This is a genomic window from Massilia sp. P2_C2 (assembly GCF_056404615.1).
Window position 1 is genome coordinate 1 of sequence record NZ_JBFUDR010000027.1, and the last position, 20,725, is coordinate 20,725.

The 20,725-nt window shown below is 66.8% G+C and carries 20 protein-coding genes; 8 read left to right on the forward strand and 12 right to left on the reverse strand.

The features are described from left to right. Both AC1DYX_RS05280 and AC1DYX_RS05285 read right to left on the reverse strand, forming a co-directional pair. Nucleotides 1-1,071: histidine kinase dimerization/phospho-acceptor domain-containing protein (locus tag AC1DYX_RS05280; RefSeq protein WP_477257010.1), on the reverse strand; the 1,071-nt coding region annotated here is incomplete at its 3' end. Then, nucleotides 1,072-1,725, reverse strand: coding sequence for a response regulator transcription factor (locus AC1DYX_RS05285; RefSeq protein WP_477257012.1), 654 nt, complete (start codon nt 1,723-1,725; stop codon nt 1,072-1,074). A gap of 115 nt (nt 1,726-1,840) precedes the next feature. Here AC1DYX_RS05285 and AC1DYX_RS05290 point away from each other — a divergent pair, with 115 nt between their 5' ends. Then, nucleotides 1,841-3,160: an outer membrane protein assembly factor BamB family protein gene (locus AC1DYX_RS05290; protein WP_477257014.1), complete on the forward strand. Its 1,320-nt coding sequence runs from the start codon at nt 1,841-1,843 to the stop codon at nt 3,158-3,160. Nucleotides 3,161-3,172: 12 nt separating this feature from the next. On the opposite strand, the gene AC1DYX_RS05295 is transcribed toward AC1DYX_RS05290, so the two are convergent. Next, complete coding sequence (locus AC1DYX_RS05295) at nt 3,173-3,478, reverse strand: hypothetical protein (protein ID WP_477257016.1); 306 nt, start codon at nt 3,476-3,478, stop codon at nt 3,173-3,175. Between the two features lie 293 nt (nt 3,479-3,771). Here AC1DYX_RS05295 and AC1DYX_RS05300 point away from each other — a divergent pair, with 293 nt between their 5' ends. Together AC1DYX_RS05300 and AC1DYX_RS05305 are read left to right on the forward strand one after the other, a co-directional pair. After that, nucleotides 3,772-4,206, forward strand: coding sequence for an alpha/beta hydrolase-fold protein (locus tag AC1DYX_RS05300; RefSeq protein ID WP_477257018.1), 435 nt, complete (start codon nt 3,772-3,774; stop codon nt 4,204-4,206). Further along, nucleotides 4,206-4,328 (forward strand): hypothetical protein, encoded by a 123-nt coding sequence (locus AC1DYX_RS05305; protein WP_477257020.1) that lies wholly within the window; start codon nt 4,206-4,208, stop codon nt 4,326-4,328. The genes AC1DYX_RS05300 and AC1DYX_RS05305 overlap by 1 nt, the downstream gene beginning before the upstream one ends. Here AC1DYX_RS05305 and AC1DYX_RS05310 read toward each other — a convergent pair. The 7 genes from AC1DYX_RS05310 to AC1DYX_RS05340 all read right to left on the reverse strand — a co-directional run bounded on the left by AC1DYX_RS05310 (nt 4,325) and on the right by AC1DYX_RS05340 (nt 15,540). Beyond that, the gene (locus tag AC1DYX_RS05310; protein WP_477257022.1) at nt 4,325-5,089 is read right to left on the reverse strand and encodes a ThuA domain-containing protein; all 765 of its coding nucleotides are present in this window, start codon (nt 5,087-5,089) and stop codon (nt 4,325-4,327) included. The genes AC1DYX_RS05305 and AC1DYX_RS05310 overlap by 4 nt on opposite strands. After that, nucleotides 5,086-5,991 (reverse strand): alpha/beta hydrolase, encoded by a 906-nt coding sequence (locus AC1DYX_RS05315; protein ID WP_477257024.1) that lies wholly within the window; start codon nt 5,989-5,991, stop codon nt 5,086-5,088. Before AC1DYX_RS05315 ends, AC1DYX_RS05310 begins: the two co-directional genes overlap by 4 nt. Beyond that, entirely contained in the window at nt 5,981-9,025 is a 3,045-nt protein-coding gene (locus tag AC1DYX_RS05320; protein ID WP_477257026.1) for a glycosyl hydrolase family 28-related protein, read from the reverse strand. The genes AC1DYX_RS05315 and AC1DYX_RS05320 overlap by 11 nt, the downstream gene beginning before the upstream one ends. Before the next feature lie 12 nt (nt 9,026-9,037). After that, nucleotides 9,038-10,354 (reverse strand): GntT/GntP/DsdX family permease, encoded by a 1,317-nt coding sequence (locus AC1DYX_RS05325; RefSeq protein ID WP_477257028.1) that lies wholly within the window; start codon nt 10,352-10,354, stop codon nt 9,038-9,040. 13 nt (nt 10,355-10,367) lie between these two features. After that, nucleotides 10,368-13,460, reverse strand: a complete 3,093-nt coding sequence (locus AC1DYX_RS05330) for a TonB-dependent receptor domain-containing protein (protein ID WP_477257030.1) — start codon at nt 13,458-13,460, stop codon at nt 10,368-10,370. A 95-nt stretch (nt 13,461-13,555) separates the two neighbouring features. Then, entirely contained in the window at nt 13,556-14,098 is a 543-nt protein-coding gene (locus AC1DYX_RS05335; RefSeq protein WP_477257032.1) for a gluconokinase, read from the reverse strand. A gap of 380 nt (nt 14,099-14,478) precedes the next feature. Next, nucleotides 14,479-15,540 (reverse strand): AI-2E family transporter, encoded by a 1,062-nt coding sequence (locus tag AC1DYX_RS05340; protein WP_477257034.1) that lies wholly within the window; start codon nt 15,538-15,540, stop codon nt 14,479-14,481. Nucleotides 15,541-15,691: 151 nt separating this feature from the next. On the opposite strand from AC1DYX_RS05340, the gene AC1DYX_RS05345 reads away from it, so the two are divergent. Further along, nucleotides 15,692-16,240: a putative glycolipid-binding domain-containing protein gene (locus AC1DYX_RS05345; protein WP_477257036.1), complete on the forward strand. Its 549-nt coding sequence runs from the start codon at nt 15,692-15,694 to the stop codon at nt 16,238-16,240. Nucleotides 16,241-16,246: 6 nt separating this feature from the next. Here AC1DYX_RS05345 and AC1DYX_RS05350 read toward each other — a convergent pair whose 3' ends face one another. Next, on the reverse strand, nt 16,247-17,443 hold the full coding sequence (locus AC1DYX_RS05350; protein ID WP_477257038.1) for a DUF418 domain-containing protein: 1,197 nt from the start codon (nt 17,441-17,443) through the stop codon (nt 16,247-16,249). A 297-nt stretch (nt 17,444-17,740) separates the two neighbouring features. Here AC1DYX_RS05350 and AC1DYX_RS05355 point away from each other — a divergent pair, with 297 nt between their 5' ends. Genes AC1DYX_RS05355 through AC1DYX_RS05370 form a run of 4 tightly spaced genes read left to right on the forward strand, consistent with a single transcriptional unit; the run spans nt 17,741 to nt 19,481 of the window. Further along, entirely contained in the window at nt 17,741-18,361 is a 621-nt protein-coding gene (locus AC1DYX_RS05355; RefSeq protein WP_477257040.1) for a DUF4254 domain-containing protein, read from the forward strand. Beyond that, nucleotides 18,358-18,807: a glycosyltransferase family 2 protein gene (locus AC1DYX_RS05360; protein ID WP_477257042.1), complete on the forward strand. Its 450-nt coding sequence runs from the start codon at nt 18,358-18,360 to the stop codon at nt 18,805-18,807. Before AC1DYX_RS05355 ends, AC1DYX_RS05360 begins: the two co-directional genes overlap by 4 nt. A 30-nt stretch (nt 18,808-18,837) precedes the next feature. Continuing rightward, entirely contained in the window at nt 18,838-19,188 is a 351-nt protein-coding gene (locus AC1DYX_RS05365) for a MerR family transcriptional regulator (RefSeq protein ID WP_477257044.1), read from the forward strand. A gap of 8 nt (nt 19,189-19,196) precedes the next feature. After that, nucleotides 19,197-19,481 carry a hypothetical protein gene (locus tag AC1DYX_RS05370; protein WP_477257046.1) on the forward strand — a complete coding sequence of 95 codons (285 nt, stop codon included), beginning with the start codon at nt 19,197-19,199 and terminating at the stop codon, nt 19,479-19,481. 191 nt (nt 19,482-19,672) lie between these two features. Here the strand turns inward: AC1DYX_RS05370 and AC1DYX_RS05375 are convergent, their stop codons facing one another. Next, complete coding sequence (locus AC1DYX_RS05375; RefSeq protein WP_477257048.1) at nt 19,673-20,725, reverse strand: glycosyltransferase family 9 protein; 1,053 nt, start codon at nt 20,723-20,725, stop codon at nt 19,673-19,675.

A 20,725-nucleotide genomic window follows, 5' to 3' on the forward strand; every position in this document is an offset into this window, starting at 1 on the left:
GCGCACGGCCACGCGTGCGCCGTCGGGCGAGTACTTGACGGCGTTGCCGATCACGTTGTCCAGCAGCGCGGCCATGCTCTCACGGTGCAACGGCAGGAGCGCAGAATGGTCGGCGTGCAGTTCCACCTCCACGCCACGGCGCAGGGCCAGCGGCGCAGCCAGCGCGAGGCGTTCGCGCAGCAGGGCGGCCAGGTCCTGCGGCGGGGCGTCGGCCGGTTCCTGGCGCGCCCGTTCGAAGGCGAGCAGCTGGTGCACCGTATGCGTAGCGCGCGCCACGCCTTCGCGCAAGCCGGCGCCGGCGTCGATCCGTTGCGCCGCATCGGTCGCGGATTCCAGCAGGTGGGCATTGATCTGCACGACGGACAGCGGCGTCTTGAGTTCGTGCGCGGCGTCGGCCAGGAATTCATGCTCGCGCGCCAGCCGTTCGGACAGGCGCCGCATCAGGCTGTTCACGGCGTCGACCACGGGCGCCAGCTCGCGGTAGGGCGAGGCGGGCAGCGGCGCCAGGTCGGCTGCGCCGCGCGCTTCCAGCGACTGCGCCATCGCGCGCAGCGGACGCAACCCCACGCGTACGATCAGCCAGGCCGGCAGCAGCACGAAGGGGAGGCTGTAGACCAGCGGCGAGAACAGGTAGTTCGCGGCCGACAGCGTGAACAGCCAGTCGACGTTGGGCTTCTCGCGCCGCTCCACGGTGATGCCGCGCGCGGCGTCGCGTTCGACCCAGCGTACCCACCCGTCGTCCAGTGGCGTGTCCGGTGCCGAGTCGTAGGCGAGTCGCCGTCCCAGCCAGACGCGGGTGCGCGCATGCGTTTCGAAGCCGGCCTCGCGGAACATGTCCAGGCGCAGGGCTTCGATGCCCCGGCCGATGCGCGCCAGCGCCGCCGGGTCGGACGGCAGCGACTGCATGTTGAGCATGATCTGGCGCGTCCAGGCGCGGTTGACGATGGCCGTCTGGCGCGCCTGGTCGACCTTCACCTGCCACACGRTGTGGGTCAGCGCGGCCAGCCAGATGCCGAGCATGACGAGTATGAAGCCGACCAGCAGGCGGCGCAGCAGCGATGTCGGCGGCATTCAGGTGCCGCGGATCATGTAGCCGACCCCGCGCACGGTGCGGATATAGCCGTCGCCGATCTTCTTGCGCAGGTTGGAGATGTGCACGTCCAGCGTCTGGCCCTCGCTGTAGGGCAGCACGCCCTGTTCGAGTTCCATGCGAGTGACGATGCGGTCCGGGTTGCGCACGAGCGCATGCAGCAGCGCGAATTCCGTCTTCGACAGGTTCACCGGGGCGCCGCGGCAGGTGGCGTTCATGCTGCGCGCATCGACGGCCAGTTCACCGACGTGCCACAGCGTGTCCGCCTGCGTACCGCCCGCGCGGCGCACGAYGGCGCGCAGCCGGGCCAGCAGCTCGGGGATGTCGAAGGGCTTGATCAGGTAGTCGTCGGCGCCGCCGTCGAAGCCCGCGAGGCGGTCTTCCAGGCTGTCGCGCGCCGTGATCAGGACGGCGGGCAGCACGTGGCCGGCCGCGCGCAGGCGGCGCAGCAGCGCCACGCCGTCGCAGTCGGGCAGGCCCAGGTCCAGCAGCAGGGCGTCGTGGCAGCGTTCTTCCAGCAGGCGCGCGCAGTCGCCGCCCAGGCGCACCCAGGTGACGTCGTGGCCGTCGTTGTGCAGCACCGACTGCAGCGCGCGGCCCAGCGCCAGGTCGTCTTCCACGAGTAGGAGTCGCATGGCGCACAAGTATAGCGACGGGCCGCCGCCGCGCCTATACGGGCCTGAAGGCTGCCTGAAGAATCCGGGCGCCGCGCACACCTAGAATACCCGCATCCCAACGACAGGACCGACCATGCCACGCATCCGCTTATATGCCTTCTTGCTCGCCTTCCTGAGCACAGCATCCCTTGCAGCCGACTGGCCCATGCTGATGGGCGGCCCTGCGCACACGGGCCACGTCGCCGGCGTCGATGGCGCCATCAAGGGTTTCCGGCTGGCGGGCCGGTTCGATGTGCACGCGCCGATCCATGCCTCGCCCGTGGCGGCGGCTGGCCGGGTGTTCGTGGGCGCGGAGAACGGCAACCTGTACGCGCTCGATGCGAAGACCAGCGGCCTGCTGTGGCTATACCACGCGCGCGGCGGCATCGCCTCCACGCCGGCCGTGGCCGACGGCACCGTGTTCTTCCTCGACCGCGCCGGCAGCGTGACCGCCCTGAAGGCGGACGACGGCACGCCCCAGTGGACATTCCGCACCCTGGGCGAGGCCCAGTTTGCCGCGCACGGCATGTTCGGCCTGCCGCGCGACGGCCAGCCGGTGCCAGACCCGTGGGATTTCTATCTGTCCTCCCCCTTGGTCGTGGGCGGCAAGGTCTATGTGGGCAGCAGCGACGGCCACGTGTATGCCATTGACGCGAAGGACGGCAGGCTGGTCTGGGCGTGGCGCACGGGTGGCATGGTGCATTCCTCGCCTGCGCTCGCAGGCGGCAACATCGTCGTCGGCAGCTGGGATGGCGCCGTGTACGCGCTGGACGCGGAAACGGGCGAACAGCGCTGGCGCCACCAGACGGGCGTCGAGCAGAAGATCAGCGTCAACCTGGGGATCCAGGCGTCGCCGGGTGTGGACGGCGACACGGTCTACGTCGGCTCGCGCGACGGTTTTTTCTATGCGCTCGACGCGGCCACGGGTCAGCCGAAGTGGCGCTACGATGCGAAAGGCAGCTGGATCGTCGGCACGCCGGCGCTGGACGGGGACAACGTCTGGATCGGTACGTCCGACACGGGCCTGTTGCTGGCGCTGGACAAACGCAGCGGCCAGGAACGCTACCGCTTCGAGACCAAGGTGTGGACGTTTGCCTCCCCGCTGCGCGTGGCGGACATCGTCGTGGCCGCGTCGATGAAGGGAGAATTGCACGCGCTCGATGCGGCGACGGGGCGCGCGCGCTGGTCGTGGCGCGGCCCGGGCCTGGCCGCCAACGAGGCGCGCGTCGTCGATGTGGCCACGGGTAAATTMGACGACGCGCGCATGTTCAAGGGCGGTCCGCACGCGCTGTACACGGGCCTCGAACACGTGAAGCGCCTGGGCGCCTTCATCGGCTCGCCGGCGTGGTACGACGGCCAGCTGATCGCGACGACCGCCACGGGCGAGGTGCTGTTTTTCGAACCGCAGCGCTGAAAGGGTGGGACGTTACGGCTTGTTGCCGCGTTTGGGGATGTCGCGGGCCGGCGTCTGGATCGTCGACGCGGTGAGGTCGGCATCGTCGTCGGACTCGCCGCTCAGCCTTCCGGCGCTGGTGTCGTAATACGCGCCGAGCCGCGCAGCGGACGTGGTGGCGCCGGCGCCGACGCACATGCAAACGGTCGAACCGCGGCTTGTCATGTGGCCGGGGTCGTCGCCGTCGCAGCAACTGGCCCAGGCCGCAGTGGAAGCGGATGCCAGGAACAGGGTCGCCAGCAGGCGGCGGGAGAGGTGGGGAAGAGGATGGTTGCGCATGGGATCTCCGTGAAGACTGCGATGACTTGGGCATCGACCGACGCAGCCGGCCAATCATGATGTTTTGTCTGTTATAAATACATCTTACGAGCCCGCCGGGTGGATGGCCTGCCGGCACGCCAAGGCCTGCCGGGACCTTGAGAGCGATCAAACTGTTTTACTATGGTCCCGCGGTGTCCTGCTGATTTGCCACCTTTCCAGGCCGTGCCGGCATCAGCTATTGAAGACTGCCTGAAGAAATCCCGCCCCATCCGTGGCTAGAATGAGCCGACCGCTCAGGAAGGAGGCCAAGGATGGAACGGAATGCACGCCGGCGTTTTCTGCTTGCCACCGCGGCCTGCCTGGCCGGTTGCGGTGGCGGTGGTTCGTCCGCACCGGTCACCGCAGCCGCCGTGCCGGCGCCGCCGGCCCCGGTGGCGCCAGGCGGGCCCGCGGGTACCATCGAGACGCTCACGGTCGCCAGCCGCGCGCTCGGACGCACGATGAACGTGCAGGTCTATCGGCCGCCCGGTGACGCACACCTTCCCGTTCTCTACCTGTTTCATGGATTCGGCGGCAACGGCGCCGCATACTTCGATGCCGGCCTGGCCATCAATCGCACGGCCGACCGGCTGATCGCCGCCGGCACCATCGCGCCGCTCGTCATCGTCGCCCCCGACTACGACAATGGCTTCGGCGTGAACACGACGCCGGCGCAGGGGACGCTGAGCGCCGGCAGGACGAGGTGATGCAGGTCGTGCTCACGGCGCACGGTGCCGCCAGCGAACTGCACGTGGCGGCCGGTGGCCATGATGCGACGTTCTGGCGCAGCCGGCTGGAGAGCTGGCTGAAGTTCTACGCTGCGGCCTAGCGCTGCTGGCCCTTGCCCGTCGCCGCCCACCAGATCCCGCCCATCAGGTGCGACAGGTACTGCGGGTCGCGGTACATCTCGACGTCGTGGCCCATCAGCGTGACGAACACGCGGCCCTTCTCGACCTGGTGATACCACGCCACCGGGTGCTCGCGACCCATGCCCGTCGCGACCTGGCCGGGCCAGATCCTGGTCGGGTCGTAGCTGGATTCGTCCACGTTCAGCACCGGGTGGATCGCGACCTTGTACGGGTTCGTCGTCTCGTACCACTCGTCGCTCCAGATCCAGCGGGCCGGTAGCCCATACGTCGCCGGAAAACCCTTGTCGACGATGTCCACTGCGGCCGTCTGCAACATCGGGTGGGTCTTGAACGAGCGACCGACGAGCTTTTCGTACCACACCCACCCGTTCGGCGGCGTGATGGCGGCACGGTGCACGACGACGGCATTGCCGCCCGCGCGCATGTAGGCCTCGAAGTTCGCACGCTGCGCCGGGTTCAGTTCCTCGCCCGGCGTGTTGAGGAAGACGACGGCGGCATACTGCTTCAAATCGCCGTCGAAGGCTTCCAGCCTGTTCGTGTACGTGACCGTGAACGCGTGCAGCCTGGCCAGCTTTTCCAGGCTGTCGCGCGCGACCGGGATGTATTCGTAGTGGTACTTGTTGGGGATGGCCAGCACGAGCAGCTTGTACTGGCTGTCGGCCGCCCATGCCGCCTGCGCAGCCAGCAAGGTCAGCGCCAGCGTCGACACGATACGCTTCATGGTGCGGGCACTCCTTCCGGCTTCCTGCCGTTGCGCGGCACGAGCCAGCCGCCGTCGGCGAGCCAGTCGGCAAGGCGGTCCGGCCAGTGCTGCAGCGAGACGCGCTCGCCGCGCTGGCCCATGTTGAACGCGTGGTCCGAGTCCGCATACATGTGCAGTTCGGCCGATACGCCGGCCGCCGCCAGTTGCTGGTACAGCGCGAGCGTCGGCGCCGCGCAGCACTTGTCGCGCGAGCCGGCGACGAGGAAGGCCGGCGGGGCGGCGCTCGCGGCCTGCGCGGGCGTACCGCCGTCCCCCGGGTACACGAGCACCTGGAAGTCCGGGCGCGCGCTCAGGCGGTCCAGCGCATCCGTCTTGCCGCGCCGGGGCGGCTCCGGATTGTCCGCGACGAGCGACACGAGTTCGCCGCCGGCCGAAAAGCCCATCACGCCCACGCGCTCTGGATCGACGCCGTATTCGGCGGCATGCGCGCGCACCCAGCGCACGGCACGGCGCAGGTCGGCCGCGCCATCGCCCGCGACGGTGTAGCCGGCGGAATCCGGGCCGTGCGCGAGCCGGTATTTCAGCACGAATGCCGTCACGCCGATGCGGTTCAACATCCTGGCCGGCACCATGCCCTCGTTCTCGACCACGAGCAGGTAGTGGCCGCCACCTGGCGCGATGACGACCGCGGCGCCGTTCGCATGACGCGGGTCGGCGCGCAGCACCGTCAGCGATGGATTGTGCACGTTGGTGGGATAAGCACCGTCCACGAGCCTTTCCGGCTCGTTGCGGTGCTTTTCCGAACCCGGCGCGCCGCCGGGCCACAGTTGCAACACCGGCGGCGCGGCTTGTTCGGCGCGAACGGGGCTGGCGCAGGCCAGCGCCAGCAGTGCGGAGACGATCAGGCGTTCAGTCGACATGGCTCCCATACAGGCTGTGGTGAGTAAGGATGAACAGTGTACGCTTGTCCGGACCGCCGAAAGCCAGTTGCAGCGGACGCTCGGGCACGTCGATGCGGCCGCGTTCCTTGCCGTCCGGGCCGTACACGAAGATCTGGCCGTTGGCGACGTAGACATTGCCGTCCGGGCCAGCCACCGCGCTCTCTCCGCCGCGGTCGGCCACCTGCTTCAGGTCCGTGATGGCGCCGCCCTGGCCGACGAGACCACTGAACGTGCGGTTCTCCGAGCCGTTCGTGAAGACCACGCGCTCGCCCACGCGGGCGCTCGCGAAGCCGTGCGTGTCCAGCGTGTCGGACCAGCGGTAGCCCATGTGGTCGGTCGGGCCCTGGCGCGTCACGCGGAACGCGGGCAGTACGAGACTGCCGTCAGGCGACACGTATTCCTGCGCCTTGGGCTTCGCCACGTCGCGCGCGAACATCTCGGACAGCGTGGTGAACCGATACGTCTTCGGATCGATCTGGTCCTGGAATTCGCCGTTCTGCCAGAAGTTGACGGGAATGGCCACGCGCGCATCGGCCCGGCTGGCCACCTGCGTCGGCTTGATCATGGTGATGCCTTCCGGCGTCGGCGGCGTATCGGGTTTGAACGCGTAGACGCCGGCGCTCTGGCCGTAGTGCGACAGCACCATCACGTTGCCGCTGCGGTCGATGGCGAGGTTGATCGGGTCGAGCGGCGCGTCGCGCACGATCTCCAGGCCGCGGTCATGGGTCCACGCGTGGATGCGCTTGAAGTGGCGGTCGATGAAGTACAGCTTGCCCTTCGCGTCGACGGCGGCGCCGGCGACGGAATAAAAGCCGTCGGCCAGCTTCTCGACCTTGCCCAGCGGGGCCGGGGCGCTGGTCTGCTTGCCCGTGTAGTCGAGGATCGCGAACTCGCGCTCGCGCACCTGGATGTTGTGCGTGACGTCGACGATGGCGTTCTCGTACGGGTATTTCGACGCACGCGCGTACGTCGTGCAACCGTTCTCGTCGCAGGTGGCGAAACCGCTCTCGCCGTTCACGTGCACGTTGCGAAAAGCGATGTCGCTGGAATTCGCGATCCGGACAGCCGTCGGCGCCGGCTTGATGGAACGCGTGACGCGGTAGCCGTGGTAGTTCGCGAACAGGATGTTCCTCGAATTGCGGATGTCGAGCGAGACCGAATCCATGCCGTCGCGGACTTCTTCCTCCGTCTGCGGCGCGTAGAACGACCAGTTCTCGACGCCGTCCAGCACGATCTCGTTGCGGATGTGGTGCTCGGCCGAGAGTTCGTAGACGTGGCCCGGCGTCTTCGTGTTCGTCACGTAGAAGCCGGCCTGCGCATACCCGCTCGGCGACCAGATGCCGGTGAACGTGCCGCCGCCGCCGTCCGTGATCCATACGCTCGGGTACTGGCGGTCCCACCATGCGGTGGTGTCCCATTTCTCCGTCTTCTTGTACGGATCGGCGCGCGTGCCGTCGTACAGGCGGGTGCCGTGGCCGCCCTGGATGCGCACGTCGTCCACGAGCGACTGTTCTCCCGCGCGCCACAGCAGCGCGACGGCGCGGTTGTTGACCTCACCGGTCGCGAGGCCGATGCCGGACACGATGCCGGCGCCGCCGCGTGCGCTTTCCAGCAGCGCCTTTGGCGTATCGACGCCCTGGAACAGCGGCGAGCCGTTCGGCAGCACGAGCTGGGTCAGGCCCGGATGCAGGCCGACGATCACGGTGTCCGGCTTCATGCGGATCGTGTCGTTGACCATGTAGAAGCCCTGCGGCAGGTAGACGACGCGATTGCTGTCGATGGCCTTCTGGATCGCGGCCGTATCGTCCGCGCGGCCGTCGCCCGTCGCGCCGAAGGTGTGCACGTTGGCCCATTCCTTCGTGGGCCGCAGCGCCTTCAGCACGCGCTGCGGCGTGCTCTTGCCGCTCAGCGCCGCCGTCTTGTAGTTCGTCGTGAAGCGACCCGGCGCACCGAGCTGGTCGAGCTTCATCCCGTAGTTCAGCGCCGTGACCTCGTACGCGCGGCCGGCGCCTGCGAGGGTCTTGCCGCTGTCGCGGAAGCGTGCGAACGTGGGCACGTTGCGTGCGCTGGCGTGGTCGAAGGCGATCTGGGTGTAGACGTTGTCCTCGTTGCTGATGACGACGGCAGCCTTCGCCACGTTCTCGAAGCGCACGTTTTTAGCGTACAGCCAGTCGCCGTAGCCGCGGTCGATGTCGATGCCGACCGGGGTGTCGCGGATGTCGACGTTGTCCATCGTGAGCCCGGCCTCGTGTTCGCGGATCGCCGCGTCGCGCTGGCCGTCGAACGTGGAATCGAGCAGCGTGAATTGCCACGCGGGCGATGTTTTCTCTGCGAGGATGCCGTAGCGGCCGCCGTGGAATTTGAGGTCGTAGGCGATATTGCCGACGTGGTAGACGCCCGCGAGGCCGCTGCCGATGTTGAAATCGATGTGCGACAGGTTCGAGTGCTGGGCCGTGTGCATGCGCACGGCGGCGGTGGCCGGGTTGCCGTCGCCGATCTCGAAGTCGACGTTCGACAGCACGGAATAGAACGTGGCGGAGTTCGCGTCGCGTACGTCCTGCGTCGCGCCGACCGCGCCCGGCACGGGCATCGGCACCTTGCCCACCGTGTACTGGTCGCCGCCGGTGAAGATCACCATGTTCATGACGCCCTGCTGGAAGCCCGGCGTGTTCGGCGCCAGCACGAATACGGGGCGCGTGGGGCCGACGCCGTAGACGCGCACGGCCAGCGGAATCAGGATGCTCTTCGTGATGCGGTAGCGGCCCGAAGGCAGGAACACGACGCCGCCTTCGCCCTTGTTGGCGGCGGCGTCGATGGCCTGCTGGATGGCCACGCTGTCGTCCGTCCTGCCGTCGCCCTTCGCGCGCACGACGACGGCGCGCGGGTCGTCCGGCATGGTCTGGTAGGCGGACACGGAGGCCGCGGTCGCCGCAGTTGCATACCCTGGGGCGGCGAGCGTGAACATGGCGGCCAGCGCCAGGGCGGCCGGAATCGTTGCAAGTGTAGTCTTCATTTATAGTTATCCTTAAGCGACGAACAGCGACAACAACATTACGAACAGCAGTCCGAACACGCCGACGATGGTCTCCATCATCGTCCACGAGCGGAACGTATCCCTCAGCGTGAGGCCGAAGTATTCCTTGAACATCCAGAAGCCCGAGTCGTTCACATGGCTGAACATCAGGCTCCCCGCGCCGACCGCGAGCACCATCAGGTTCGGGTCGACGCCGGAACTCTGCACGAGTGGCCCGACGACGCCGGCCGCCGTGATGCCGGCCACGGTGGCGGAGCCGAGGCAGACGCGGATCAGGGTCGCCACGGCCCAGCCGAGCAGCAGCGGCGGTACCGGCATGTGGGCCAGCTGCGTGCCCAGTTCCGCGCTGACGCCGGAATCGATCAGCACCTGTTTCAGGCCACCGGCACCGGCGATGATCATCAGGATCGGCGCAATCTCGCGCAGCGCGCCCGTGGCACTGTCCGTGACGCGTGCGAACGGCAGGCCGCGGCCGATGCCCAGCGTGACGACCGCAACAAAGTACGACAGCAGCATCACGACGAGCGGGCTGGATAAGAACCCGAGCGGCTTCGCCAGGTCCGGGCGGACCAGCGTGACGAGCGTGAGGGCGCCCAGCAGCACGACCGGCAGCAGCGCGGTCACGAAGCTGTTGAGGGCGCCGGGCAGTTCGCTGTCCGGCACGGCCTGCTGCGCATTGCGGAACATCGGTGCCGGTTCGGCGCGGATGTGTTTCAGCGACATGGCGAAGATCGGCCCGGCGATGATCAACGTGGGTATCGCGACGACGAGGCCATACAGCAGCGTCTTGCCCATGTCCGCATGGACCGCGACGACGAGCGCCGTCGCGGAAGGATGCGGCGGCAGGAAGCCGTGCGCGATCGACAGGCCGGCCAGCAGCGGCATGCCCAGCGCCACGGCCGGCCGGCCCGATTGATAGACGAGCGAGAAGATCAGAGGCACCATCAGCACGAAGCCGACGTTGTAGTACAGCGGCAGGCCGACGACGAAGCCGGTGACGGTCATCGCCACCGGGATGCGTCCCATGCCCAGCCTGTCGACGAGACTCGTCGCGATGCGCCGGGCCGCGCCGCTGTCGGCGATCAGCTTGCCGAACACGGCGCCCAGGCAGATCACGACGACCAGCGACCCGAGCAGGTCACCGATACCCTTCTCGATGGCACCCGGGATCTTCGCGGCGGGCATCCCGAGCATCAATGCGGCGACGATCGCCGCGACGACGAATGCGAGCAGGGGCTGGATCTTGCCCCACGCGATCATCAGCGTCAGCAGGCCGACCGCCAGCAGTACGGACAGCAGATTCCACACGGCCGGACCCCGCTCAGAAGTTGTAGCGCAGGCCGGCGCGGTAGGTGCGGCCGACGACGTCGTACAGGGCCGGGTTGATCGCGAAGCTCGGGTTGGCCTGCGGTGCCGGTTCCGGATCGCGGTCCGTCAGGTTGTCGACCTTGAAGTAGACCATCAACTGCTTCGACACGTTGTAGCTGCCGCCGAAGTCGAAGTAGGTCGCGCCCTTCATCTTGTTGTCGTAGATGGTCGGGTGGGTCAGGGTCGACACCGGGCAGTTGGTCTGGCACTCGATGTACTCGTTGCTGTACTTGCCGTCGCCGAACCAGCGCTCGGTCAGCGTGAGGCTCAGCTTGTCGCTCATTAGGCCATCCCATGATTGGGTGGCCAGCAGCTTCCACTTCGGCGTGTTGCCCAGGTTGACGCCCGCGCCTTCCGTCGGGATCGTGCCGACGACGCCCGAATCCGTGATGAAGTGCAGCGTGCGGGTGGCCAGTGCACGGACAGTGAAGCGGCCCGGCAGGCCGACCTTGTCGAGGTTCGTGCGGTACGCCGATTCGATGTCGAAGCCCTTCAGGTGCAGCGACGCCAGGTTGAAGTTCTGCACCGTGACGTAGTTGTTGCCCGGGCTGTTGAGCACCATCGCCTGGCAGATCTCCTGGTTGCCGGCCACGCACAGGTCGACTTCCTGCTGGATCGACAAGGTGGAGATCACGTCGTTGACCTTGATGTCGTAGTAGTCGACCGACGTCGAGAAGCCCGGCGCCCAGCTCGGCTGGCTCAGCACGATGCCGAACGAGTTATTGCGCGCGATCTCGGGACGCAGGTTCGTGTTGCCGACGGTGCGCTGCTGCACGCTGACCGTGCCGCCCTGGTACTGCACCTGATTGTTGACGACGACCGGTGCCGCGAACAGTTCGGAGAGGTTGGGCGCGCGCACGTCCTTCGAGCTGACCGCGCGGAAACGCAGGCCGTCGATGCCCGTCTTCCACGTGGCGCCGATCTTCCAGCTGCTCACGCTGCCGGCCGTGCTGTACTTCGTCTGGCGGTCGGCGAGGTTCAGGTTCGCTTCGCCCCACGTGGCCGATTTCAGCACGGGCAGGTTGAATTCGACGTAAGCTTCGCGCACGTTGTACGCACCCGCGCCGTTGTGATAGTTACCGGCGTACCAGTTGTTGCCGACTGTGCTGTTGAGGGTCGGGTCGGCCGGGTAGGCGGCGCCGCCGATCGAATCGGGCGAGACGCCGGCGCCGTACGGGTCGCCGTGCACGTCGTACTTCTCGCGGCGCCATTCGGCACCCGTCGCCATCGACAGCGGGCCGGCCCAGCCTTCCCAGATTTCGCCGTTGAAGTTGGCGCTGGCCACGTCCTGGCTCTGCGTCGTGCGCTGGATCGGGCCGGCGGCCGGCGCGATATACGCCCAGGTGGCCGGATCGATGGGGTTGTTGCCGATGATGTTCAACGGCACGCAACCGTTCGCGGCCGCGACGGCGTTGTGGCAGACGATCTTGCCGCTGACCGGATCGCGCACGGCGTCGATCGCATTGTTGTAGCGCGTGTTCAGCGTGATGTCGTGGACGTTGATGTTCGTCGTGTTCTCGCCGTGCTCGGCGTACGCGTCGTACGACCAGTCCTTGCCGAACAGCGTGAACTTGCCGTCGGCGCCGACGACGAAGCGGCGCTGGGTGCGCGTCGGATGCACGTTGATGTTGGCCGGGAAGATGGCGTTCGCGGTGCCGTACTGGAAGCGGTCGATGTTGTTGGCCGCGCAGGCCGCCACGATGGCCGCCGGCAGGAACGGGTTGTCGCAGCGGATCGTCAGGTTGGCCTGCTTGGCCGCGCCCGGATTCGGCGAGAAGTGCGATTTCACTTGCGCGTAATTGGCCGTGAAATAGACCTCGTTGTCGGGATCGATATCCCACGACAGCCGGGTGTAGGCGACCTGCCGCTTGAAATTCATCGCCAGGTTCGTGCCGGCGCCCACGCTGCCGGACAAATCGCCACCGACGCAGAACGGATTCACGCAATTGGTGACCTGGCCGGTACCGGTCGGCACGCCGTTGGAGCCATAGTTGAACTGGTACGGCACGCCGCCGTCGCCGAATGCGGTGCCCTGCAGCGGGCCGTTCGTGATCAGGCCGTATTTCGAATACTGGTATTGCTGGGCGTGGTCGATGACCTTGTATTCCGGCTGGCCGTCACTGGTCTGCGACAGCGGACGACGCTGGAACACCGTGTTGCGGTACCACGTGCGGCCGTTCGGACCCACTTCACCGAAGCCGGGCGAATCGATGCCGTTCTCCTTGCTGAACTCGCCGCTGACGGTGGCGTGCAGGCGGTCGTTCATGAAGCCCTTGCCCCAGGCGGCCTGCAGGGTGCCGCTCTTGTCGTCGTGGTAGCGCGTCTCGCCGCCTTCGACGTTCACTTTGAAACCGGTGAACTTCTTGTCCGTGATGAAGTTGACGACACCACCCACCGCATCCGAACCGTACGAGGCCGACGCACCGCCCGTCACCACGTCCACGCGCTTGACGAGCAGTTGCGGGAACTGGCTGACGTCCGTCACGCCCGTGACGTTGGCGCCGACGACGCGCTGGCCGTCCAGCAGGGTCAGTGTCCGGATGGTGCCGAGGCCGCGCAGGCTGAGCGAAGAAAGACCCTGGATGCCGCTCGACGTACTGTTGGTGCTCGTCGTGCGGCCGGTGCTGCCCTGCAGCGCGGGCAGTTCGGCCAGCGTGTTGAACAGGTTCGGCTTCGCCGCCTTTTCCAGGTCGGCGCTGGACAGGCTCGTCGTCGGCGTCGGCTGCGTGAAGCCGCGCGCCGCGATGCGCGAGCCCGAGATGCGCACGACGTTCGTTTCCGCCGCGACGGGCGCGGTGCCGGCCGTTTGCGCGGATGCATCGCCGCTCGGGAAGGCCTGGACCGTGGGGGCCACTTCCGTCGCATGGCTGTCCGGGGCGGAAGAAGCTGTCTGGGCGGATTCGCTCGCGCCGTGGGTGTTGGCCTGGGCGTCGGCCTGGGTCTGTTGGGCTTGCTCGACCTGCTGGGCGTGGGCAGCGCCGCCGAGGATGCCGCAGGCGCTGGCGACGGCAAGATTGATGAGGGTCCGTTGTAGTGGTGTACGCATGGTGTCTCCATTGTTCTCGTGTGGTCGGCGTGCCGCCTCGGATGATGGGCGGCTGGGCCAGGGATGCGACGACTCGTGACTACGTGTTGCTTGTTTTATTGCGTGCGTTGGGCCGATGCGATGATGTCGGCCACCAGGGTTCCCGGCGGCTGCGTGATGTCCAGGGTGATGCCGGCCTCGCCGGGCTGCAGCGGCTCCAGGTCGCGCAGCTGGCTGTCCAGCAGGGTGATCGGCATGTAGTGGCCGATGCGCGTCTGCATGCGTGCCGCGATCGTGCCGCGCGGACCTTGAAGGTGGGCGAAGCGCAGGCCGGGATCGGCCTGGCGCAGCAGGTCGCGGTAGCGCCGCTTGAGCGCCGAGCACGACACGACGACGCCGATGCCACGCTCGCGTGCGGCGGCGATTTCGCGGGCCAGGGTCTGCAGCCAGTCGGCGCGATCGTCGTCGGTCAGCGGGATGCCGGCCGACATCTTGATGACGTTGGGGGCGGGGTGGTAGGCATCGCCTTCGAGAAAGGCAACGCCGAACGCCTGGGCGACGGCGGCGCCGATGGTGCTTTTACCGCAACCGCAGACGCCCATGATGACCCAGCGGTTGGCGTCGCCGGGCTGGAGGGTTTCATCGCTTGGTAGTGCCATTCCGTTTCTCTTTCTGTGAATTCGTAGCAACCGTTAGCGCTATCATTTTTGCCAAGTTTTCAATAAGGCGGCGGGTTTGTAAAGGGTTATTCGTGTTGCGCAGCGAGACCTGCGTAAACTATTTTATGCATGGCGCATAAAAATCGAGGCCTTTTTCCAAGGCACCAGAGTGAAATCCCTAGAAAATCATTGATAGCGCTATCAGTTGTGCTCAGAGACACGATTACGCTATGTGTGGCGTTTTCAACACGTTTTCAGCACGACGATTGCGGTTGGATCGCACCATGTGAGCCATTTTCATGTTTATCGAGACTCTTCGCGTGATTTATTTGCAACTAACCGAACGTAGTGGCTGTATGGGCACGCTGCGTGGGCAGGGCTCAACCAGGCGACGATGTCTCCGCGATCTTGGCTTTGTGCTGGCGCACCTGTACGGCAACCATTCTCAGTGCGGCCAGGAAGGGTACGGACAGGAAGATGCCGGACACGCCCGCCAGTTCCTCGCCGGCCAGCAGGCCGAACACGACGAGGATCGGAGGCACGTTCACGCCTTCACTCATCAGGTAGGGGCTCAGCATATAGTCCTGGAATACGCGATAGGCGCCGATGAAGGCGATGATCCAGCCGACGTGCTCGTATCCGCTGAACAGGGCCACGCCCACGATCGCGGCGGCCGCGACCAGCGGACCCAGCACCGGAATCACTTCCAGCACGGCAGCAAAGCCCGCCAGCAGCAGCGCGAACGGTACACCCATCAGGGACAATACGAGGCCGTAGGCGAGCAGGGTCGCCAGCGACAGCAGGGCCAGCGCCCGCACATAGCTCGACAGGACGGTGTTCAGGCCATGCAGCACGTCGGTCCAGAACGCGCCGTTGCGGCGGTGGTGCATCGTCACGAGCAACTCGTCGAACACGGGTGCCTGCAGGATCATCAGGAAACTCAGGATCGGCACGACGACGACATAGATCAGGTTGCCGGCCAGGTGCATCAGCCCGAAGCCGACGTTGCGCACGAACGGCATCGCCTGTGCCGAGCCACCTTGCAACAGGTCGCGCAGGAAAGCGACGAGGCGCGCACGCAGGGGTTCGAGCAGGCCTGGCAGCGGCAAGCGCCGTTCCAGCGTGGCGGGGTCGAGCAGCGTCGGCAACTGGTGCGCCAGCGCGGTCGCCTGGTCGGCCACCTGGTTGCCGAACAACCCGACGGCAAGCGCGACGAGTGCGATGACGACGAGGTACACGAGGCACAGCAGGGGCGTGCGCGGGATGCGGCCGCCGATCCAGCGTTGGGCCAGCGTGAACAATGGATAGATGAGGTAGCTGAACAGCACGGCGATGAGCATCACGAGCAACGACGTCCGCACGAGGTAGACGCCATACAGGCTTGCCAGGACCAGCGCGGCCGTCCACACCACGCGGGCCGTACGCGCATCGATGCCGAACATGGTTCCCCTCCGTTATTGGGCCACAGTCGCGGCGGCCGTTGTCGGCATGATACGGCGGGAGACCGCGACGCTGGCGCGCAACTCGTCCGTGGCGGAGCAGGGGCGCGCATGGTGCTACAGTGAGCATGCGCGGGCAACGGAAGGAGACGACGTGAATCGCAGCTATCGCTGGACGACGGAAAAGGGTGGCGGCCTGGAGCATGTCGAACTGGACTGCGGGGGAGCCGGCGTAACGGCGGAGGGCGTGCTCATCGGCCCCGCCGGCGGCAGGTTGTTCGCCTGCAGCTATGCGCTGCGCTGCGATGAACGCTGGCAGGTCCGCAGTCTCGACGTGCATGTCGCGGGGCAAGGCAGGGTATGCCTGCGCGCCGACGGCGCCGGCAACTGGACCGATGCCGACGGCACGCCGCTGCCGGCATTGCAGGGCTGCACGGACATCGACCTGTCCGGCAGCCCCTTCACGAACACGCCGCCGATCCGCCGCCTGGGCGATGCCCTGCGCGATCGCCAGGAAATCCGCGTCGCATACGTCGACCTGCCCATGCTCGATGTCCAGCCCGTATCGCAGGCCTACACCCGGCTTGCGCCGGACCGGGTGCGGTTCGACAGCCTGTCGCGCCCGTTTACCGCAGAACTCGAGGTTGACGCCGAAGGGCTGGTGCTGCACTACCCCGGCCTGTTTACGCGCGTCGGGGGGTGATCCGGCTCAGCCGGCCTGGCGCGCGGCCGGCAGGCGCGTCGTGCCGATCCACGTGAGGCGATGCCACAGCGCTTCCAGCGGCCCCTGCTTGTGGTGCTTGAGCCACCAGGCGCTGAACCCGCCTTGCAGTAAGGCCAGTACGATGCCGATCGTGAGTGCCGGCACGGTACCCGTCCTCTCGTACAGGCCGAAGCCGAAGCCGTAGTACAGCGTCGTGCCGACTACCGACTGCATCATGTAGCTCGTCAGGCTCATCCGCCCGAGCCAGCGGAACGTGCCCAGCACGCGCTGGCCCGCCGCACGGCGGTAGACCAGCGCGAAGCCCGTCACGAGCAGCAGCATGATGTCCAGTTTGAGCAGCGGCGTGCAGATGGCGTCCACCGGCCGGCGCAGGGCGTCCGCGGCGATCCACGCTTCCAGGTGGCCGCAGAGGAAGATCAGTGGGCCGAGCAGCAGCAACGCACCGAAAAAGATGCGGCGCCAGATGATACGGTTGGCATCGTTGACGGCGAACAGGCCGACGCGCCCGGCCAGCATGCCGAACATGAACAGCGCGGGAATCTGCAGGATGCGCCCGCTTTCCCAGCTCCACAGCAGCACGCCCAGCTTGCCGTTCGTGAGGTTGCCGACCGAGACGTCCAGCAGCGAACCGTGCATCAGGTACTCGTTGGCGCGGCCGAAGTAGGCCCAGGATGCCGGATCGGGCAGCTTGCCGGGCGCGCTGCCCAGTGCCGCGAACGCATCGATCCACGCGAACGGCTGCAGGGTGAGGAAGCAGGCCAGCAGGAAGACGGTCCGCGTGCGCAGGCGCGCGACGGGAATCAGGGCCAGGCCCAGCACGGCATACATCGACAGGATGTCGCCATGGTAGAACGCCGAATTCACCAGCCCGAACCCGAGCAGCAGCAGCATGCGCCACGCGAAACGCGGACGGAAATCGTCCCCGCGCTGGGCGCGCGCCTGGAATTGCAGGTGAAACGTCAGACCGAACAGCAGGGCGAAGATCGCATAGGACTTGCCGCCGAACAGGGCGAACATGGTGTCCCAGATTCCCTGGTTCAGCCCCTTCAGCCAGGCCGGGTCTCCCGGCGGCGTGAAATAGAGATCGAAGTGCTCGATGTTATGCAACAGCATGATCGAGACGATCGCAAAGCCGCGCAGGGCGTCGACGAGGTCGAGGCGGGAAGAGGAAGTAGTCGTCATGGGAGGGGCATCATGAGAGGTGTCAGCGATGTGTTGGGACGTGCTGTTCACTGGGGCCCGGCCATTCTAGGTTGAAAACGTTTTCATCTTCAATAATTTTTTGCAATCGCGGATTGAAATCCTTTTTTCGTCCGTGCCGCCGTCGGGGGTACTGATCCTTAGTCCGCGGCGCTGGCAAGCGGTTCGCACCGGCATGCATCCGTTTGCGCTGTGCCAAGCCCGTGCGCATTCCGAAGAACTCCAGTACGCCTGCGTACTCCAAGCAGTGTCGCTCATCTGCCCAGGATCGGAGTCTTCATGCAAAGCGAAATCGATGCCGCGTCCGTCGTCAGGTTCCACGACCGCCAATTGCGCGAACGCGACTGGCCGGTGATGTCCCACGGTGCCTCGCCCGGTGTGTGGGAATGGATCGATGCCAACCACCGTTACAACGGCCTGCTGTGGCGCGAGGAGGACCGGGCGCGCCGGCTGGGCGTGTCCCATGCCGAGATCGCGGCCGGCAAGCGCCTGATCGACCGCTACGACCAGAAGCGCAACGACGCCGTCGAATCCATCGACGAAGCGCTGCTGGCGGTCCTGCGCGCCGTCGTGTGCGCGCCCGGCGCGCGGCTGTCGAGCGAGACGGCGGGCGCCATGATCGACCGCCTCTCGATCCTCGCGCTGAAGGTCCAGCACATGCGCGCGCAGACGCAACGCGCCGACGCGGACGACGAGCATGTCCGCCTCTGTACGGGCAAGCTCGAGCGCCTGCTCGCGCAGCGCCACGACCTGATGTCCTGCCTCGACCTGCTGCTCACGGAAGCGCGGGCCGGACAGGCGTATTTCAAGCTCTATCGCCAGTTCAGGATGTACAAGGATCCCGCGCCCAACCCTTATCTCAATGGACAGGCGCAGGGGCATGGGAGGGCGGCGCCATGAACGAGACGGTCGACGTCCTGATCCCGACCCGCAACCGGCCCGCGGCGCTCGCGGTCACGTTGACGGCGCTCGGCGCCCAGACCTGGCCGGCCCTGCGCGTCGTCGTTGCCGACCAGTCGGATGGCCAGGGTGCATGCGCATGCGGCGAAGTGCAGGCCATCCTGCGCTACCTGCGTGCCACCGGGCGCGGCGTGGACACGTTTCACCGCTCCCGCCGCAGCGGCATGGCGGAACAGCGCGCATTCCTGCTGGCCCAGGCACGTGCCGCCTACTGCCTGTTCGTGGACGACGACGTGATCCTCGAACCGGACCTGGTTGCCCGTCTATACGCCGTCATCCGGGAAGAACGGTGCGGCCTCGTCGGCAGCGCACTGCATGGGCTGAGCTTTCTGGGCCAACTGCGGCCGGTGCAGGAGCACGACTCTRGTCGAACCAAATGTGAGTAGCCGTGTCCAATCGTGATCATGGAAAGCACAATGGGAATCGGGCAGGCCGCCAGGCTGCTGGGGACCACGGTCAAGACTCTGCAGCGCTGGGAGCGTAACGACCAGCTCGCGCTCGGCGAGCGCACCTGGACCTGTGCCGGCTGCGGCGCGCATCACGACCGCGACATGAACGCGCCGATCAATCTGCAACGGCTCGCCACCGGCGCCCATGCGGTGCAAACGGCGCTACCCGAGGCGAGCCAGGCGGTAACGCCGGGCACTGCCGCCGGCGATCGGCCGGTGGGAGGCGGGGAAGTAACGCCTGTCAGGCACGAGCACGGTCAGCAGGACGGCTCGGGGCAGGAAGAGATTGGTGAGCACTTGTGCGCACCTTCTCGATAGCAGAAGACGTGCTGGCCCAGCAGCGCGTCATGGCGCGCTTTGGCGGTTGCGTCATCCTGCCGTCCGGCGCCTATCACATGGAATTGCCGACGACGGTCACGGCACGGGCAATCGATGCGCCTTATATGCTGCCGTTGGCCGACCCGCCGACGGAATCCGTGGCGGAGCCGCCGCGCGCCGGTCGCCATGCCGACGAGGTGGCGATATCGTCCGCGATGTCATCCTGTTGTCTGGCGCATGACGCGCCGACGTGCGGCGACATCGACGACCAGGCGTCCGGGGCCGAGGGGTGACACCAAATCGCGCTCGACCTGCCTGCCTTGGACGATGTACGCAAGATCGCCGTCTTGCGGCCGAGTGCGGTGGGGCCCTGGTGGCCGGAAGATACGCGGCGCACCAGTCGCCCAATCGGTGACGCAACCGGATTGCCGTGCAGGCGCGGCCGGTTGTCCGTGCGGCGCACCCCGATCGATGTCCGTTGGCGTTACCAGTAGGGCCACATGCCGACACTGCGCTGACGGCTCGGCGCCGTATCGGACAGGAGTGCGCGTGCGTGTTGCAGCACCACATGGGTACGTTCCGCACTGGGATCCCAGATGCAACGGTGCGTATGGCGGTCGAGGGGGGCCCAGCGGGCAATGTCGGCCTTGCTGAACACGACGACACTTTTGAGCTTCAGGCCTGCCGCGATGTGGGAAACGCCTGTGTCATTGCAGAGCAATAGCCTCGCATCGCGCAGCAGGACGGCCATCGCGCCAATCGAGATCGGTGCGGCGGCATTGAGCGGGGCATGGTGCATGTGTGCGGCCACCTCGGCGGTCAGGTCGGCCTCGTCGGCCGATCCGGTCAGCACGACCTTGAGGCCGAATTCGTCCGCGAGACGATCGCCCACCTTGGCAAACAGGTGGGCCGGCCAGCATTTGTCCCGCTTGCGTGCGCCCGGATGAATGCACAGGTATTGTCCGGGAACGAGTGAGTCGCCGAGACCGCTCGCGCGCCATTCTTCTTCGTCTTCGCGCGACAGCGGAAATTCAAGATGGGCCCCTGTCGATGGCGCGCCGAGTTGCTCCATCAGCGACAGGAGGCGTTCCGGCTCCGCCCCGATGTTCTGATAGGGAAACAGGACGGTCCGGTCGCGGACGACGGGGCCACCACGATAGAAGCCTGCCATGGCACGCGCGCCGAAGCCGCTGACGATGTCGTTGCTCACGTCGCCACTGCCGTGCAGCTGCAGCGCCAGCGCGAACTGGCGGGTGCACAGGCTCGTATAGAAACGGGCAAGCGCGTCTTGCCGGACCGGTTGTTCGGGCAGCAAAGGATGGCCGGGGAAGGCGATGAATTCATCTACACAGGTGCGGAACCGGTCCGCAAATTGCTGCGCCCAGGGCAAGCCCACCAGCGCGATGTGGGCGCCGGGCAGGGCGGCGCGGAGGGCGCGCAGTGCAGGCACGGCGCACAGCATATCGCCCAGGTGCAGGGCGCGGAATACGACAACCGAAGGCGGATCGAGGCGCTGCAGCAAGGGTCGACGGTACAT